This is a genomic window from Neobacillus nitrireducens, from assembly GCF_030915405.1.
In the GTDB taxonomy this organism is placed as follows: Bacteria; Bacillota; Bacilli; order Bacillales; family Cytobacillaceae; genus Neobacillus.
The window spans coordinates 927,037-942,140 of sequence record NZ_CP133262.1 but is presented as its reverse complement, the minus strand read 5'-3'; the positions used below and the strand labels follow the sequence as shown (position 1 = coordinate 942,140).

Genomic DNA, 15,104 nt, shown 5'->3' with positions numbered 1-15,104 from the left:
TGTTCCATTTGAATAAACCAGTGTTAACGATTGTGGTCCCTTGTTTTAATGAAGAGGAAGTATTAGCTGAAACGTCGGCACAATTATCTTCTGTTTTACTTGAATTAATCGAGGATTCGATGATTTCAATAGACAGCATGATTCTCTTTGTTGACGATGGCAGTAGGGATCGGACCTGGGAATTAATTGAAGTGGAGAATGAAAGAAATCCAAATATTAGAGGATTGAAGCTTGCTAGAAATGTTGGTCATCAAAATGCACTCCTTGCCGGATTAGAGACAGCCGCTAAACATTCGGATTGTGTCATTTCAATCGATGCAGATTTGCAGGATGACATAACGGTTATCCATCAATTTATTGAAAAGTTTTGGGAAGGACAGGATATTGTATTGGGTGTTAGGGATAGCCGAGAGACGGATACGTATTTTAAACGGACAACTGCTTTAGGATTTTATCGCATAATGGAAAGAATCGGGATTAAACTTGTCCCAAACCATGCAGATTTTCGCCTGATGAGTAAACGTGCTTTAGATGAGCTATTAAAATATAAAGAAACTAATTTATTTCTTCGTGGGCTTGTATCACTTGTAGGTTTTAAATCTACAAAGGTCTACTATGACAGAAAAGAGAGGTTTGCTGGAGAGTCCAAATACCCACTTAAGAAAATGCTTGCTTTCGCATTTGATGGAATGACATCCTTTAGTGTCGCCCCCATTCGATTTGTCACATTTATTGGATTTTTGGCTGTGTTAATAAGTGCCATTGCAGGGGGCTATGCGATAACCCAAGAATTATTAGGTCACACCGAATCCGGATGGACTTCTCTAATTATTTCCATTTGGTTTGTTGGGGGGTTACAAATGTTGGGTATCGGTATAATTGGAGAGTATATCGGTAAAATCTATCATGAGGTTAAAAGACGGCCAAGATATGCCGTTGAAAAAGATTTGTACACAAATATAATAAGAGAAAAACAACAGAGTGAAGCAGTGATAAATTAGGAGTCGGTTATGAAATATTCATTCGTTCGCTTTATAATGGTAGGAGTTGTGAATACTGGCGTTGGGTTATCGATCATGTATCTCCTTATACATGCCCTTGGACAATCCTATTGGGTAGCTACCTTCTTAGGCAATTCGATAGGGGCCTGTGTCAGTTTCATTTTAAATAGAAATTTTACATTTAAAAGTAAAAATTCAGTTTCAAAGAGTGGTTTCCGCTTTATTGTTGTTATCTTAGGCTGCTATTTCATTTCTTATGAAATGGGAAGAAGTTTTGTTGAATGGATTCTAAAGAATAATGAGTTCTTCAGCCTAGTAGTTAAAACCGATATCTCCGTCCTGATAAGTACCTGTTTATACACGTTGTTAAACTATTTTGGGCAAAAGCTGTTTGTGTTTTCAAAAAAGGGGTCCTAATGAAGAAAAGCACTCTAAAAGAGTGCTTTTCTTCATTATATTTACTTAGTGAACAAGCTTTTTACGCCTTTATAAATTAACACGAGTGAGAAGATGAGGATAGTTAGTATGCCAATAATATCTGTGACGGGGGAAATGCTATCAAGAAATGAATCAGCTAAAGGAACTCTAATAAGTGCAAAACCAGATAATATCGTGGCAAGAAATAAGAAAATTCGATTATCCATTGGTTCACCCTCCTTCCTATGCGATTGATAAAGTATATGTCAATATTGTTACGAATATGACAGTTGTGTGAGAAATTGATACGAACCCTAGAAAAGCGGTATGATTTTTATTTTTCCAACGATTGTTTCAGGGGCAAAAATCTGTTTACGTATTGACAGGATGACTAAGAATATGATATTTAAATATATGGATTAGCACTCTTGTGGTTAGAGTGCTAAGAAATGCTGATTTACTTTTTAGATAGTCTAAATCAGCTTTTACATAATAAAGATAGAAAGGGGATTTTTCATGTCGAAGAAACAGTTTAAAGCAGAATCTAAACGATTGCTAGAAATGATGATTAACTCCATTTATACACACAAAGAGGTATTTTTAAGGGAGTTACTTTCGAATGCCAGCGATGCGATTGATAAAATTTATTACAAAGCGTTAACGGACGATGCTTTAAGTTTCAACAAAGATAACTATTTCATTAAATTGATCCCAGACCAAGCAAACAGATCATTAAGGATTCTTGATACCGGAATCGGAATGACGAAAGAAGAATTGGAAAATAACCTCGGGACGATTGCCAAAAGTGGTTCCCTAGCATTTAAAAAGGAAAACGAAATTAAAGATGGCTATGACATTATCGGTCAGTTCGGGGTAGGTTTTTATGCTGCATTCATGGTAGCTGACGTCGTAACTGTAATTAGTAAACCATTAGGCAGTGATGAGGCCTTTAAATGGGAATCGACAGGTGCTGAAGGGTATACGATTGAGTCAGTAGAAAAAGATTCAGTTGGCACAGAAGTTATTTTAAAAATTAAAGAGAATACCGAAGATGAAAATTATGATGAATATTTACAAGAATATCGTTTGAGGTCGATTATTAAGAAATACTCGGATTTCATTCGTTATCCAATCAAAATGGATGTCACTAGCAATAGACTGAAAGAAGGCAGTGAGTCCGAATACGAGGATTATCAAGAAGAACAGATCATCAATAGCATGGTTCCAATTTGGAAAAAAAATAAGAGCGAACTGACTGATGCTGATTATGAGAACTTCTATAGCGAAAAACGCTACGGTTTTGATAAGCCAATCAAACATATCCATATCAGTGTCGAAGGTTCGATTCGCTATAATGCGATTCTTTATATTCCTGAAAAAACACCGTTTGACTTCTATTCCAAAGAATTTGAAAAGGGCTTAGAACTCTATTCCAATGGGGTTCTGATTATGGAAAAATGTGCAGACCTACTTCCGGACCATTTCAGTTTCGTGAAAGGGATGGTCGATTCTGAAGATTTATCGCTTAACATTTCAAGAGAAATGCTTCAGCATGATCGTCAATTGAAGCTAATTGCGAAAAATATTAACAAAAACATCAAAAGCGAATTACTGAGCCTTCAAAGGAAAGAACGAGAAAAGTATGAAGAATTTTATCAATCGTTTGGTCGTCAGTTAAAGTACGGAGTATATAATGACTTCGGGGCAAATAAAGAATTATTACAAGATCTAATCATGTTCTATTCATCTAAAGAGAAGAAACTGGTTACCCTAGATGAATATGTGTCTAGAATGCCTGAAGATCAAAAATATATTTATTACGCTTCTGGTGAATCGATTGATCGTATTGAAAAGTTACCTCAGGCAGAATTCGTCTCTGAAAAAGGCTACGAAATTCTTTATTTCACCGAGGATATCGATGAGTTCGCGATTAAAATGTTAATAAACTACAATGAAAAAGAATTCAAATCGATCTCAAGCGGAGATTTAGGAATCGAAGGAGAAGACACTAAAGACGAATCCGAAGCAAATGAGAAGGAAAACAAAGAACTCTTTGACTTTATGAAAAATATTTTAGCGGATAAAGTAAAGGATGTTAGGATTTCAAAACGATTAAAATCCCACCCGGTTTGCTTGGCAACTGAAGGCGAAATATCGATTGAAATGGAAAAAATTCTTGCGATGATGCCGAATAACCAAAATGTTAAAGCGGATAAGGTTTTAGAAATCAATAATAATCACGAGGTCTTCCAAACACTAAAAGAGGCTTTTGAAAATGACAAAGGTAAATTGGATCTATACACCAAGTTATTATACAATCAAGCACTATTAATTGAAGGATTACCAATCCAAGACCCAGTTGAATTTACTAATGATATTTGTAAAATAATGGTATAAACTTTTTTGGTGAACTGGCCGTTCTCGCACAAAGCGAGAGCGGCTTTTCAACATTATAAAAAAAGAGTTATTTTGATATAAATTCAAAATAACTCTTTTCCTATTTAATTAACGAGAATTTTCAATAAAGTTTACAACATCAGCGACGGTTTGAAGTGTCTCTGCAACCTTTTCGCTAATTTCGATCGCGAATTCATCTTCAATTTCCATCGTCAGGTTCACCATATCAAGGGAATCGGCCTCAAAGTCATCTTTGAATGAAGCTTCAGGTTTGATATGGTCCATTTTGACACCCAGTTGGTCTGCGATAATAGGCTTTAACTTTTCAAATGTGGTCATGTGACATCCTCCTAATATTTCATACCCACCATTATAACAACCTATTTCGGAACGTAAAACATAAAAGTATTGCCAATATCAGGTGAACATACATCTAAGATTTTGTATTTATAAAATGAATAAAATTTAATATAGTATATTATTTTTTACTAAATATGATAAAAAACTTGAATAATAATAAAATGGGTATATAATTCATTACTATATTAGGAGTTGATCAAACACTATGTCTGAAATTAGTAAGGAATATATCGAGTTAATCCCTAATTTGTTTAAGAATTTTCAACGGCTAAATCAAAAATCTAGTCACTTAACGCACCTGCAGAATCAAATCTTAGAATTTTTGTTTATGAATCAGCATCCCCTGTCAATCAAGCAAATAAGCGAGGCCTTAAATGTACCTAAGCAGCAAATGACCGACTTGATTAAGCGATTAATGGATCAAGGTTTTATAACTAAAAGCCAAAATAGGGTGGATAAGAGGTCATTTGTAATTGAATTAACTGAGCAAGGAAAATCTTTACAACAAGAAAAATGGACGAAAATTTATCAGAATTTCGTTGATGACCTAACAAAATTAAATCGTGAAGAGCAACTCGATCTTCACTATGCTTTGCATAAAGTGAACTATCTACTAAAAAAAATGGAGGAAAGCTAGGATGTCATTAGATTTACAATCCGTTCAAGGCACCATGTTAATTCCTCTTTGGGGACGAGCAACTGCTAGTGTGAAGAATCCGGAAATACTGAATGACAAAGAAGCAATCGAGATCATTAAAGGTTGTGATTTTGATTTTACGGAAATAGCTAATACCTTTGGTGAATACGGAGGGATTAGCTATATCGTTCGGGCACGAAAGATGGATGATACCATCCGAGCGTTTATAGAAAAACGCCCTCGGGCCACAATTGTAAACATCGGTGCTGGACTAGATACGAGTTTTTCAAGAGTGGATAATGGCACACTAAACTGGTACAACCTGGATCTACCTGATGCGATCGCTTTCCGGCAAAGCCTCATTCCTGACTCACCCAGGAACATCAGCATTGCCAAATCTTTCTTAGATGTTTCTTGGTTTGATGACGTGATTTTTAAGGAGGGAGATGGCATCCTTTTTATTTCTGCCGGTGTTTTCTACTATTTTCAGGAGAATCAGTTAAGAGTAATGTTTCAGGAGATGGCGCTTCGCTTTCCAGGAGGAGAGCTATTCTTCGATGCGGAATCCAAATTAATGTTAAAGACTTCTAATCGTACAGTGGAAAAAACAGGGAACAAGGGAGCGAAAATGTATTTCTATGTCAACAATCCTAAAGTTCTTGAAAGATGGTCGAAAAGAATCAAGGTACTTTCCAGCGAACCATATTTTAAAGGGATGCCCAGAAATAAGTTGTGGGAAAGCGGAACCCAGCTAATGATGAAGGTTGTTGATTTATTTAAGTTGATGAAGTTTGTTCATTTGCGTTTTGAAAAAATATGTTAGGATGGACATGTAGTTACAATTTAAAAAAGTAGACGGGGGAAATCCGATGTACAGCTTTAAGAACGATTATAGCGAAGGCGCACATCCTAGAATTTTGAATGCATTATTGGAATCCAACCTTGTTCAGGCGGATGGATATGGGGAGGACCAATTTTCACGAAAAGCGGTTGAGCTATTAAAGGAAAAAATGGGACGGCCAGATGTAGATATTCATCTTTTATCAGGCGGAACACAAACTAATCTAATTGCCATTTCAGCTTTCTTAAGACCTCATGAAGCGGCAATGGCTGCCAGTACCGGTCATATTTTGAGTCATGAAACAGGTGCAATCGAAGCCACTGGACATAAAGTTCTTTCGATAGAAGCTAAGAACGGGAAGCTAACGCCATCTGACGTGAAAGCGGTCCTTGAAGGTCATCCTGATGAGCATATGGTCAAACCGAAGCTGGTGTACATATCGAACTCTACCGAAATAGGTTCCATTTATAACCGGAGCGAGCTCATCCAGTTAAGTGATTTTTGTAAAAAGAACCAACTCTTTTTGTATATGGATGGTGCAAGACTAGGTTCTGCCCTTTGTTCGGAGGGGAATGATCTTCAATTAAGCGATCTCCCTGGACTTGTCGATGCTTTCTATATTGGGGGAACAAAAAATGGAGCGCTTCTTGGTGAGGCCTTAGTGATTTGCAATGATTCTCTGAAAGAGGATTTTCGCTATCATATGAAGCAAAAGGGTGCTCTGCTTGCAAAGGGCAGGCTGTTGGGTATTCAGTTTCTTGAACTGTTCCGAGACAATTTGTTCTTTGAGTTGGCTACACATGCCAATAAAATGGCAACCATACTAAGAAATGAAATCAGCAAGGGAGATTTTCCATTTCTAACCCATTCTCCATCGAACCAAATCTTTCCGATATTACCAAATGCGCTGATTACGGAACTCGAAAAAAATTATTTGTTTCATATTTGGGAAAAGGTTGATACCGATTATTCAGCTATTCGTCTAGTAACCTCTTGGGCAACAAAAGAGAAAGAGGTAGTAGCATTTATTGAGGATTTTAAAAAGTTAAAGTAGGAAGCGCTGTCATGAAGTGAAGTCGAAAATAATATATTAAAAAAGCATTTTTTTTGACACATAACGCTTGAATGTTTTTGGAAAATTTGATATTGTAAGATAAATGAAAAGACGATGTGTAACTGGCGAAACACGGAGTACCGTGAGGGAGCACATTAAGTCGAAGCCGTTCGCCTGGGCAGAGGTAAGGGAATTGTTCCTTACCTCTTTCTGTATATTAGGAGGGGATAGATTAAGTGGCTTGTAGCCAAGGCTACTTTTATATTTCAATATTTTAGTAGATACAGATTTTGAGAAAATTTAATCATATCTGCTCGCTCGGAATTTTTGGGATTTCAAACTATCATAAAAGAATAGAGGAGAAAACAATATGAGCACAACAACAGTAGACAAAATGAAAACAATTAAAACGTTAAACAATATTGCAGAGAGCGGGTTAAAGGTATTCAATAAGGATCACTTCATCATTGATAATGACAGTGAAAATCCTGATGCGATTGTTGTCCGCAGTTTTAACATGCATTCCTTAGAATTGGGGAACAACGTAAAGGCGATTGCCCGTGCGGGAGCGGGAGTTAATAATATTCCTGTTGAAAAATGCACAGAGCAAGGGATTGTGGTTTTCAATACCCCTGGGGCAAACGCTAATGCTGTAAAAGAAATGGTGCTAACTTGCTTGATGGCTTCATCCCGAAACCTGTTTGACGGCATTACATGGACAAAGGCGTTAGATGGCGAAGGTGACCAAATTCCGAAGCTGGTTGAAGCAGGTAAGAAACAATTCGTTGGAAAAGAAATTAAAGGGAAAACACTGGGTGTCATTGGATTGGGTGCAATCGGTGCGCTAGTAGCTAATGATGCACTTGATTTAGACATGGATGTTATTGGATTTGACCCATTTATTTCTGTTGATACCGCTTGGAACTTGTCTCGCAATGTTCAGCGTGCGATGACGATTGAACAGCTGTTTGCTAATTCTGATTATATTACGGTTCACGTTCCGTTAACGGATGATACTAGAGGTATGTTTAACGAAGCAACCTTCAGCATTTTGAAGCCAGGTGTTCATATTTTAAATTTCTCTCGGGGAGAGCTTGTCAATGAAACGGATATGGCTGCAGCTCTTGTAAGCGGGCAAGTTGGTAAGTATATAACAGACTTCCCAAATGAAAAGGTATTGAAAATGAAAAATGCTATTCCCATTCCGCATCTTGGTGCCTCTACTCAAGAATCAGAAGAGAATTGTGCCATTATGGCCGCTCGCCAGGTGAAAGAGTTTTTGGAAACAGGAAATATCAAAAACTCAGTGAATTTTCCAAATGCTTCTATTCCATTTACAGGCAAGCGCCGTGTGGCGGCTTTCCACAAAAACGTGCCAAACATGGTGGGTCAGATCACATTGGCGATTTCAAGCTATAATTTAAACATCGCTGACATGATTAATAGAAGTCGCGGAGAATACGCCTATACGATGATTGATATTGACAATAAAGTAAATGGGGATATCATTCCGGGGGTATTGGAAAAAATCAACCAAATAGAAGGTATTGTTACAGTTCGGGTTTTATAGGACATAATTTAAATAGTTGGAAAAGGGCAGATTAAAAACTGCCCTTTTTTATGTAATAACCTTCCACACTCCAATTGAATACATATAATTAATGGTTATTCTTGTGGTCAATTGGAGGGGACACAGTGAAAATTGAGTACGATTACACATTCGGCTTGCCGAGGAATGTTGTCTGGAAGTATATAAAGGATGAAAATGTATTGAGAAATTCTCTTCCAGGTTGTAAGTCATTTATGGAAACTTCTAAGGATGTTTACCAAGCACAATTAGAGGTAAATATGGGCCCCATCCAAGATCTGTTTTCCGTTAAGATTCGACTTAATGAAATGCAGTCATCTTCCTTAATTCACTTACAAGTAAAAGGGGCAGGGAATATCGGAGAAATCGTCGGTAACGCAGACCTGTTTATAAAAGATATCAAAGGGACAACCAAACTAAACTGTACGGCGGAAGCCCAGGTTACCGGTGCACTTGCTTTGGCAGGACAGCGTGTAATTGAGGGCGGAGCGAATAGGGGTTTGGAATCATTTTTTCAAACATTGGAGAAGGAAATAAAAAGAAAACTTTATATGCAGCGAAGGGGCAGGTGACAAAGATAACTCTAGTCACTTGTCTTTTTTAATTTTCCTAATAAAATCTCGTCAAATAGGTGAAAAAGTTGAATAAATGGTTTATAATCATTTAGTCATTTAAAAATTATATAATTCGCATCGTGCGATAGAGGTTCTAGCCCCCCTCATTAAAAAAACTAAGATGAAGCAGTACTTCTATCTTGGGGTACTGTTTTTTCTATTTGAAAGGATGTATTAGATTTAAATGTTGAAAAATGAAAAGGCAATTGTCGTGTTTAGTGGTGGACAAGACAGCACCACTTGTTTATTTTGGGCGTTAAAACAATTTAAAGAAGTAGAAGCTGTTACGTTTGATTACAATCAACGGCATAGTTTAGAAATTGAATGTGCCAAAAATATAGCGAATGAACTTGGTGTAAAACACCATATTTTAGATATGTCCTTATTAAATCAACTGGCACCGAATGCATTAACACGTTCAGATATTGCGGTCACGGATGGGGGCGAAGGAGAACTTCCTTCAACTTTTGTGCCAGGTCGTAACTTGTTATTCCTAACTTTTGCTGGTGTGTTAGCACGTCAAACCGGTGCCAAGCATCTAGTGACCGGTGTTTGTGAAACAGATTTTAGCGGCTACCCGGATTGCCGCGATATTTTTATCAAATCATTAAACGTCACCTTGAATTTATCCATGGACGATAATTTTGTCATTCATACCCCGTTAATGTGGATCAACAAAGCCCAAACTTGGGCTATGGCAGATGAATTAGACGCATTGGATTTTGTTCGCGAAAAAACGTTAACCTGCTACAATGGTGTGATTGCAGACGGATGCGGCGAATGCCCAGCTTGCGTATTAAGAAAACGAGGGCTCGATGACTTCCTTCATGGGAGGTTTTAGCGATGGGTTTTAGAATCGTTGATAAACTTCAGAAAATAAATGAAGATATTCATCCGCATCAATTAAAATATCATACCAAGCGTGTACTCGTGAGCAAAGAATTTACGTTCGATGCTTCACACCACTTGCACTGCTATGAAGGGAAATGTAAGAATTTGCACGGTCATACGTACCGAGTGATTTTTGGATTAAGCGGCTTTGTCGACGATCGCGGCTTAATGATTGACTTTGGCGATATAAAAGAAATCTGGAAAAACGATATCGAAATATTCCTTGATCACCAATACTTGAATGAAACCCTTCCTTTCATGAATACCACAGCAGAAAATATGGTGGTTTGGATTTACGAGAAAATGAAGGAAGCATTAGCAGCAGAAGATCGTAAGCATCAGTATGATGGAGCAAGAGTGGAATTTGTCCGTCTTTTTGAAACTCCAACCAGCTACGCAGAAGCAAGAAGGGAGTGGATGGAGGAATGAGTAAGATTCCTGTATTAGAAATATTTGGCCCAACCATTCAGGGAGAAGGCATGGTCATTGGGCAAAAAACGATGTTTGTTCGAACGGCCGGCTGTGATTATTCATGCAGCTGGTGTGATTCAGCCTTTACATGGGATGGCAGTGCCAAAGATGATATTCAGTTAATGACGGCAGAAGAAATTTGGGCTGAATTGAAGCGAATCGGCGGCGATAATTTCTCTTTTGTAACCATCTCAGGGGGAAATCCGGCGCTGTTGAAAAATTTAGATGTATTTATTGATTTACTTAGAGAAAACGACATCAAAGTTGGTATTGAAACACAAGGCAGCAGGTGGCAGGACTGGTTCTTAAACATCGATGAATTAACCATTTCACCAAAACCGCCAAGTTCCCGTATGGTTACTAATTTTGAAATCTTAGATTCTATTTTTCAAAATTTAAACGACAATGAGTTTAAACATCAAGTCAGTCTAAAAGTAGTCATCTTTGATGAGGTCGATCTTGAGTATGCAAAGATGGTCCATAACCGCTATGCAGACATCCCTTTTTATCTCCAGGTTGGGAACGATGATATCACCAATTTCAATAACAATGAATTGATTCAGAAACTACTGTTGAAATATGAGTGGTTAGTCAATTGTGTAGTTGCGGATCAGCAATTGAATGATGTGAAGGTTTTGCCGCAGTTACATGCGCTTCTTTGGGGAAATAAGCGCGGCGTGTAGGTGACTCACGGGAATAAGGGCTATCTAGTTTTATATTTAGTAGGGAGCATAATTCCTAATTCGATAGGTTCATGAACTACTCCTAATCTTTGTTGGGAGTAGTTTTTTGCGTTGCTTTATATGATGAAGTCAGGTCTTCTTTTAATATTAACTTCATATAATGACAAGATTAACTTTGTCCAGAGGTGATTATTTTGGAGACTTTTGATTTGTCATTAGCTGTTCTCTTGAAAATTATTTTAATCAATATTGTCTTAAGTGGCGATAATGCCGTGGTCATTGCAATGGCATCTCGGAATGTCCCCAAGAAGCAACAAAAGAAAGCAATCTTTTGGGGAACATTTGGAGCCATTATTTTACGGTTAATCTTTGCAGTGGCCATCATTTATCTATTAAACATACCTTTCGTCACTTTTATTGGCGGGCTCCTGCTCGTGTATATTGCGATTAAACTATTAATTGGTGAGGAAGAAGGAAATCTTAGGGAAGGGGGTTCAAGTCTAGTTTCCGCGGTGAAAACGATCATTATTGCTGATGCAGTCATGTCTCTTGATAACGTACTAGCCATTGCCGGGGCCGTTGAAGGAAATTTAGCCGGTATTATGATCGGGGTTATTGTTAGTATTCCGATCGTTGTTTTTGGGAGTCAGATCATATTAAAAGCAATGGAAAGGTATCCAGCTATCTCTTATGCCGGTGCAGGAATTCTAGCTTGGACTGCAGGTGAAATGATCATCGGAGAACCAAAATTTGAACCTCTACTAACTCGTGATTTACATTTATTGGTTCCAATGACAATTACAGTTCTTGTTATTGGCTTTGGATATATAATTTCTAGGAAAAAACTAATATAGAATGAATTTAAATTTTCATTAAGTATTTTTATTTTGGGTAAAATAAAGATAAATGAAGCAGAAGGGTGTTTCAAAGTGATGATAAATAAGTTAAGAGAACTGCCTGCCTTATTAATCTTAGATGTGCAAAAAGGGTTTGATGATCCCTATTGGGGGCAGCGGAACAACCCGCAGGCAGAAGAAAATATGGCTCGTCTTTTAGCAGAATGGCGGATTCTACAGGGGCATGTCATTTTCTCGCAACATCTATCCGTTCAACCAGGCTCGCCACTTCACCATAAAAATAAGGTAGGTACGGAGTTTAAGGAAATCATCCAGCCTCGGGAGGGAGAAATCATTTTTCCTAAAAGCGTGAACAGTGCTTTTATTGGGACAGGACTAGAAATGTACTTAAAAGAAAAGAAGATTAAATCTGTTCTCATTACTGGGTTGTCCACACAGCACTGTGTTTCAACGACGACTCGGATGAGCGAAAATTTAGGCTATCAAACTTTTCTGGTATCGGATGCCATCGCCGCATTTGAAATCACTGATCACAAAGGAGTTTACCATTCTGCCGAAGTAATACATGAACATGAATTGGCGATGCTTCACAATGAATTTGCAACGATTATGACAACGGATGAAGTTTTAAGCCAATTACTTAGCTCCTAAATTAATAACGCAGCTGGTTTTCCTGCGTTCATTCATCTAACTTGAAGAATTTTAGCATCCGGTGATAGGGGCATTTGGACAATGATGAATCATCGTCCCGCAGAAAATATTGCCTCCACTCAAAATTATTATCTGACCCATAAGTGTTTAAATCTGGATGAATGGGGGCAGAATCGTAGTTTTTCAGTCGGTTTCTTACTTGCTTTTTAATACCCATAGCAAACTTCGGGGACCTGTTAAATTCCTGAAGCACCCATCTAGGTGTAATCGCGAGCATCATCACATCAAACTGTCTGCTTTTTCGATTTTTATGTGCAGGTGTAGCGCAGTACATAAAGTATTTCTCTCCATTAAAACAAAACTCCCATACAGGGTCATGAGGGTCCGACGGTATATCCTCTGGCCAATCGATTGGGTCAATCATACGTAATCCGCTAAGATGCTCCCAGAATAATTGTTCATAATTTTCCACAGAATACATTTCCTTCATATCTTCAGGGGTTTCGTAAAATACGATCAGTGATGTGTAATGGCCAATTTCGCGTGAAACTTGCGTATAACTGCTCAATGATTCAGCTAATTCATAAATCGAGGATGGTTCTCGAGGATCTCCGATAAAGCTGTACCTGAGCTTATTTTGAGTGAACCCGATTGTCGCAGGAATACAGGGAAATGGTTTCTCTTTGTCACTCATTTTAGCCGAAAATTTTTCCAAGGCATTTTTTTCCCAATCTTTTAGATGATTCCTGCTTGAGGGATTATCCTTATAAAGATTACTCAATCAACACACCTCCCTTGTTACTGCAGTATATTCACCCGTACAAGAGAGGGGAGATGTCCATATTCAAATGGGCGGGGTGGGGAGGCAAGGCGGACGGTTCACTGGAGCCAGGGGGGACGGCCGAGTTGATAAATAGACGGAAAAATTCCGCTTAATTGGTAATTCCTGTTAAGAAAAGCTTGAATAGACGGAGAGACTCCGCCTATTGACTCGATAAATTCGAAAATGGTTGATTTTGCTTTGCATAACCGGAAAATCTCCGCTTATATATCCCGAAATGAGCTCCATTTCGCATTTAACCGGAAAATTTCCGCTTATTTTACTTTTGATGGTTACTCGATTAAGGATAGAACAACATATTTAAAGGAGTGAGTTTTATCGGGCTTATTCAACTTTTCTTAAGCCCCTCCCATTATGAATCTCGCGAATACCTTCCTCACAAACTCCGTAAGAACGCCAAGAACAAGTTTTACAGACCACTTGAATATCGGCGGGGATGACATGTTTTCGGATATGGGACTCTATTTCCTCCCAACTAAGAATTTGTCCGATTTTCAGGTTCATTTTTTCTAAAATAACGGCATCTCTTTCATCGATCCGGTCGTCTTGGCAATGGTATTCACCTGAGTTAGGGAACTTTTCGCACAACTGGTCTGGTCCCTTTACAAGCAGAATCAACGTTTTTGGGTTGTTTCTCAAAGTTTGATGTAAACGTGTCATATTTTCGACGTATTCTTTGGAGTAGCCCATTCCCCGATAGCCTAGAAGGCAAAACAGATGATGTCCTCGCAGTTTATACATAATTTTCCCCCAATGGTTTACTCCCTTTTGATTTAAAGAGTAAACTATAATAATAATTTGGTTAACATTTGAATTATCATACCATAAAATGGTGGTTTCTTTAAAAGAATAAGTCATCGAACTACTTACTAACTAAAAGTGTTGGTACCAGCCAATCATTGGGTAGTGCCTGACACTCTTTTGTGCTGGGTCTTTTGAACTACCAAATTTTACAGCTATCTTCCAGTTGGCAGACATGATATATTTCTCTTGTAAGTTCTTAACGACTTACGCATAAGCTTTCGTTACAGAGAAGTACTCAAGAGGCTGAAGAGGCGCCCCTGCTAAGGGTGTAGGTCGGGTAACCGGCGCGAGGGTTCAAATCCCTTCTTCTCTGCCATTATATTATGGGGATGTCTTGGTATCGACAGGGATAGTTTGAGCTTATATGGCGAGTCGAGGGATTCGGCCTCGTAAAAACGATAAAGCCTATAACTGGCAAACAAAACAACAACTTTGCTTTCGCTGCCTAATAACAGACGATAGCGGTTCCTCCCTCCATCGTCCATGTGGTAGGGTAAGGGACTCACGATAAGTGGACTACGCCAAATTCCACCGTCTGAGGATGAAGGAAGAGACGAACCAGACTAGCTGCTTCAACGCCTGTCAGTAGGCTAAAGAAGTTCGTGAAATCAATTTTACTGACTACACTCGTAGATGTATAAGTGCCAATATCTTTGCACACGGGTTCAACTCCCGTCATTTCCACTAAATAACCAAAAAACCATATTGAAAAAATTCATCATCAAGTGAAATTTTTCCGCAGTAGTTTAGTGGTAGAGCTATCGGATGTTAACCGGTCGGTCGTAGGTTCGAGTCCTACCTGCGGAGTTATAGTCCAACGAGGAAACTAGGAAACGGGTCAGGGCGGGAACGCAGCAGCCATAACTAGTGAAATTGTGTGGGCTATTACATAGGACGAAATAAAAATGCTAAAACATACACATAAGGGTCACATCCAATTTACGGATGTGATTTTTATATTTGAAAGAGATGTTACTACTTTCATACTTGTGCTTTT

General features: G+C 38.3%; 17 protein-coding genes, 2 tRNA genes, 2 other RNA genes and 1 riboswitch. Of the genes, 17 read left to right on the top strand and 4 right to left on the bottom strand.

The window, feature by feature from the left end:
* The first annotated feature begins 8 nt into the window (after nucleotides 1–8).
* Nucleotides 9–1,001, top strand: coding sequence for a glycosyltransferase family 2 protein (locus RCG22_RS04590; protein ID WP_308105925.1), 993 nt, complete (start codon nucleotides 9–11; stop codon nucleotides 999–1,001).
* A gap of 9 nt (nucleotides 1,002–1,010) precedes the next feature.
* Nucleotides 1,011–1,418 (top strand): GtrA family protein, encoded by a 408-nt coding sequence (locus RCG22_RS04585; protein ID WP_308105924.1) that lies wholly within the window; start codon nucleotides 1,011–1,013, stop codon nucleotides 1,416–1,418.
* A 41-nt stretch (nucleotides 1,419–1,459) separates the two neighbouring features.
* On the opposite strand, the gene RCG22_RS04580 is transcribed toward RCG22_RS04585, so the two are convergent.
* The gene (locus tag RCG22_RS04580) at nucleotides 1,460–1,645 is read right to left on the bottom strand and encodes a hypothetical protein (protein ID WP_308105923.1); all 186 of its coding nucleotides are present in this window, start codon (nucleotides 1,643–1,645) and stop codon (nucleotides 1,460–1,462) included.
* Nucleotides 1,646–1,934: 289 nt separating this feature from the next.
* On the opposite strand from RCG22_RS04580, the gene htpG reads away from it, so the two are divergent.
* Nucleotides 1,935–3,815: a molecular chaperone HtpG gene (gene htpG / locus RCG22_RS04575; protein WP_308105922.1), complete on the top strand. Its 1,881-nt coding sequence runs from the start codon at nucleotides 1,935–1,937 to the stop codon at nucleotides 3,813–3,815.
* A gap of 108 nt (nucleotides 3,816–3,923) precedes the next feature.
* Here the strand turns inward: htpG and acpP are convergent, their stop codons facing one another.
* Nucleotides 3,924–4,154, bottom strand: a complete 231-nt coding sequence (gene acpP / locus RCG22_RS04570; RefSeq protein ID WP_066253820.1) for an acyl carrier protein — start codon at nucleotides 4,152–4,154, stop codon at nucleotides 3,924–3,926.
* A 226-nt stretch (nucleotides 4,155–4,380) separates the two neighbouring features.
* Between acpP and RCG22_RS04565 the strand changes: the two genes are divergently transcribed.
* From RCG22_RS04565 to RCG22_RS04520, 10 genes are all read left to right on the top strand, one after another.
* Nucleotides 4,381–4,812, top strand: coding sequence for a MarR family winged helix-turn-helix transcriptional regulator (locus tag RCG22_RS04565; RefSeq protein ID WP_308105921.1), 432 nt, complete (start codon nucleotides 4,381–4,383; stop codon nucleotides 4,810–4,812).
* Nucleotide 4,813: 1 nt separating this feature from the next.
* Nucleotides 4,814–5,635 (top strand): class I SAM-dependent methyltransferase, encoded by an 822-nt coding sequence (locus RCG22_RS04560; protein ID WP_308105920.1) that lies wholly within the window; start codon nucleotides 4,814–4,816, stop codon nucleotides 5,633–5,635.
* Nucleotides 5,636–5,681: 46 nt separating this feature from the next.
* Complete coding sequence (locus RCG22_RS04555) at nucleotides 5,682–6,707, top strand: threonine aldolase family protein (protein WP_308105919.1); 1,026 nt, start codon at nucleotides 5,682–5,684, stop codon at nucleotides 6,705–6,707.
* A gap of 108 nt (nucleotides 6,708–6,815) precedes the next feature.
* A riboswitch (ZMP/ZTP riboswitch) is annotated at nucleotides 6,816–6,894 on the top strand.
* Between the two features lie 183 nt (nucleotides 6,895–7,077).
* Nucleotides 7,078–8,277 carry a phosphoglycerate dehydrogenase gene (locus RCG22_RS04550; RefSeq protein ID WP_308105918.1) on the top strand — a complete coding sequence of 400 codons (1,200 nt, stop codon included), beginning with the start codon at nucleotides 7,078–7,080 and terminating at the stop codon, nucleotides 8,275–8,277.
* Between the two features lie 125 nt (nucleotides 8,278–8,402).
* On the top strand, nucleotides 8,403–8,867 hold the full coding sequence (locus tag RCG22_RS04545; protein ID WP_308105917.1) for an SRPBCC family protein: 465 nt from the start codon (nucleotides 8,403–8,405) through the stop codon (nucleotides 8,865–8,867).
* Nucleotides 8,868–9,096: 229 nt separating this feature from the next.
* Complete coding sequence (queC, locus tag RCG22_RS04540) at nucleotides 9,097–9,750, top strand: 7-cyano-7-deazaguanine synthase QueC (RefSeq protein ID WP_308107090.1); 654 nt, start codon at nucleotides 9,097–9,099, stop codon at nucleotides 9,748–9,750.
* 2 nt (nucleotides 9,751–9,752) lie between these two features.
* Entirely contained in the window at nucleotides 9,753–10,229 is a 477-nt protein-coding gene (queD, locus tag RCG22_RS04535; protein ID WP_308105916.1) for a 6-carboxytetrahydropterin synthase QueD, read from the top strand.
* Nucleotides 10,226–10,954, top strand: coding sequence for a 7-carboxy-7-deazaguanine synthase QueE (queE, locus tag RCG22_RS04530; protein ID WP_308105915.1), 729 nt, complete (start codon nucleotides 10,226–10,228; stop codon nucleotides 10,952–10,954). The genes queD and queE overlap by 4 nt, the downstream gene beginning before the upstream one ends.
* 209 nt (nucleotides 10,955–11,163) lie before the next feature.
* Nucleotides 11,164–11,808, top strand: a complete 645-nt coding sequence (locus tag RCG22_RS04525) for a TerC family protein (RefSeq protein WP_308105914.1) — start codon at nucleotides 11,164–11,166, stop codon at nucleotides 11,806–11,808.
* A gap of 78 nt (nucleotides 11,809–11,886) precedes the next feature.
* Nucleotides 11,887–12,462, top strand: a complete 576-nt coding sequence (locus RCG22_RS04520) for a cysteine hydrolase family protein (protein ID WP_308107089.1) — start codon at nucleotides 11,887–11,889, stop codon at nucleotides 12,460–12,462.
* A 28-nt stretch (nucleotides 12,463–12,490) separates the two neighbouring features.
* Here RCG22_RS04520 and RCG22_RS04515 read toward each other — a convergent pair whose 3' ends face one another.
* Together RCG22_RS04515 and RCG22_RS04510 are read right to left on the bottom strand one after the other, a co-directional pair.
* A complete protein-coding gene (locus tag RCG22_RS04515) occupies nucleotides 12,491–13,243 on the bottom strand; it encodes a YqcI/YcgG family protein (protein ID WP_308105913.1) in 753 nt (250 codons plus the stop codon).
* Between the two features lie 384 nt (nucleotides 13,244–13,627).
* Entirely contained in the window at nucleotides 13,628–14,044 is a 417-nt protein-coding gene (locus tag RCG22_RS04510) for a DUF1284 domain-containing protein (RefSeq protein ID WP_308105912.1), read from the bottom strand.
* 288 nt (nucleotides 14,045–14,332) lie between these two features.
* On the opposite strand from RCG22_RS04510, the gene RCG22_RS04505 reads away from it, so the two are divergent.
* The 4 genes from RCG22_RS04505 (at nucleotide 14,333) to ffs (ending at nucleotide 14,999) form a co-directional block, all read left to right on the top strand.
* Nucleotides 14,333–14,423 (top strand) — tRNA-Ser (locus tag RCG22_RS04505).
* Between the two features lie 9 nt (nucleotides 14,424–14,432).
* Nucleotides 14,433–14,794: a transfer-messenger RNA gene (gene ssrA / locus RCG22_RS04500) on the top strand.
* A gap of 48 nt (nucleotides 14,795–14,842) precedes the next feature.
* Nucleotides 14,843–14,914 (top strand) — tRNA-Asn (locus tag RCG22_RS04495).
* An RNA gene (ffs, locus tag RCG22_RS04490) (signal recognition particle sRNA small type) lies at nucleotides 14,914–14,999 on the top strand. Before RCG22_RS04495 ends, ffs begins: the two co-directional genes overlap by 1 nt.
* The last annotated feature ends 105 nt before the right edge of the window (nucleotides 15,000–15,104 follow it).

Excerpts from the sequence above, each read along its gene's own strand:
- RCG22_RS04585 (WP_308105924.1), top strand. The coding sequence starts at position 1,011 with ATGAAATATTCATTCGTTCGCTTTATAATGGTAGGAGTTGTGAATACT.
- RCG22_RS04580 (WP_308105923.1), bottom strand. The coding sequence starts at position 1,645 with ATGGATAATCGAATTTTCTTATTTCTTGCCACGATATTATCTGGTTTT.
- htpG (WP_308105922.1), top strand. The coding sequence starts at position 1,935 with ATGTCGAAGAAACAGTTTAAAGCAGAATCTAAACGATTGCTAGAAATG.
- acpP (WP_066253820.1), bottom strand. The coding sequence starts at position 4,154 with ATGACCACATTTGAAAAGTTAAAGCCTATTATCGCAGACCAACTGGGT.
- RCG22_RS04565 (WP_308105921.1), top strand. The coding sequence starts at position 4,381 with ATGTCTGAAATTAGTAAGGAATATATCGAGTTAATCCCTAATTTGTTT.
- RCG22_RS04560 (WP_308105920.1), top strand. The coding sequence starts at position 4,814 with ATGTCATTAGATTTACAATCCGTTCAAGGCACCATGTTAATTCCTCTT.
- RCG22_RS04555 (WP_308105919.1), top strand. The coding sequence starts at position 5,682 with ATGTACAGCTTTAAGAACGATTATAGCGAAGGCGCACATCCTAGAATT.
- RCG22_RS04550 (WP_308105918.1), top strand. The coding sequence starts at position 7,078 with ATGAGCACAACAACAGTAGACAAAATGAAAACAATTAAAACGTTAAAC.
- queD (WP_308105916.1), top strand. The coding sequence starts at position 9,753 with ATGGGTTTTAGAATCGTTGATAAACTTCAGAAAATAAATGAAGATATT.
- queE (WP_308105915.1), top strand. The coding sequence starts at position 10,226 with ATGAGTAAGATTCCTGTATTAGAAATATTTGGCCCAACCATTCAGGGA.
- RCG22_RS04520 (WP_308107089.1), top strand. The coding sequence starts at position 11,887 with ATGATAAATAAGTTAAGAGAACTGCCTGCCTTATTAATCTTAGATGTG.
- RCG22_RS04510 (WP_308105912.1), bottom strand. The coding sequence starts at position 14,044 with ATGTATAAACTGCGAGGACATCATCTGTTTTGCCTTCTAGGCTATCGG.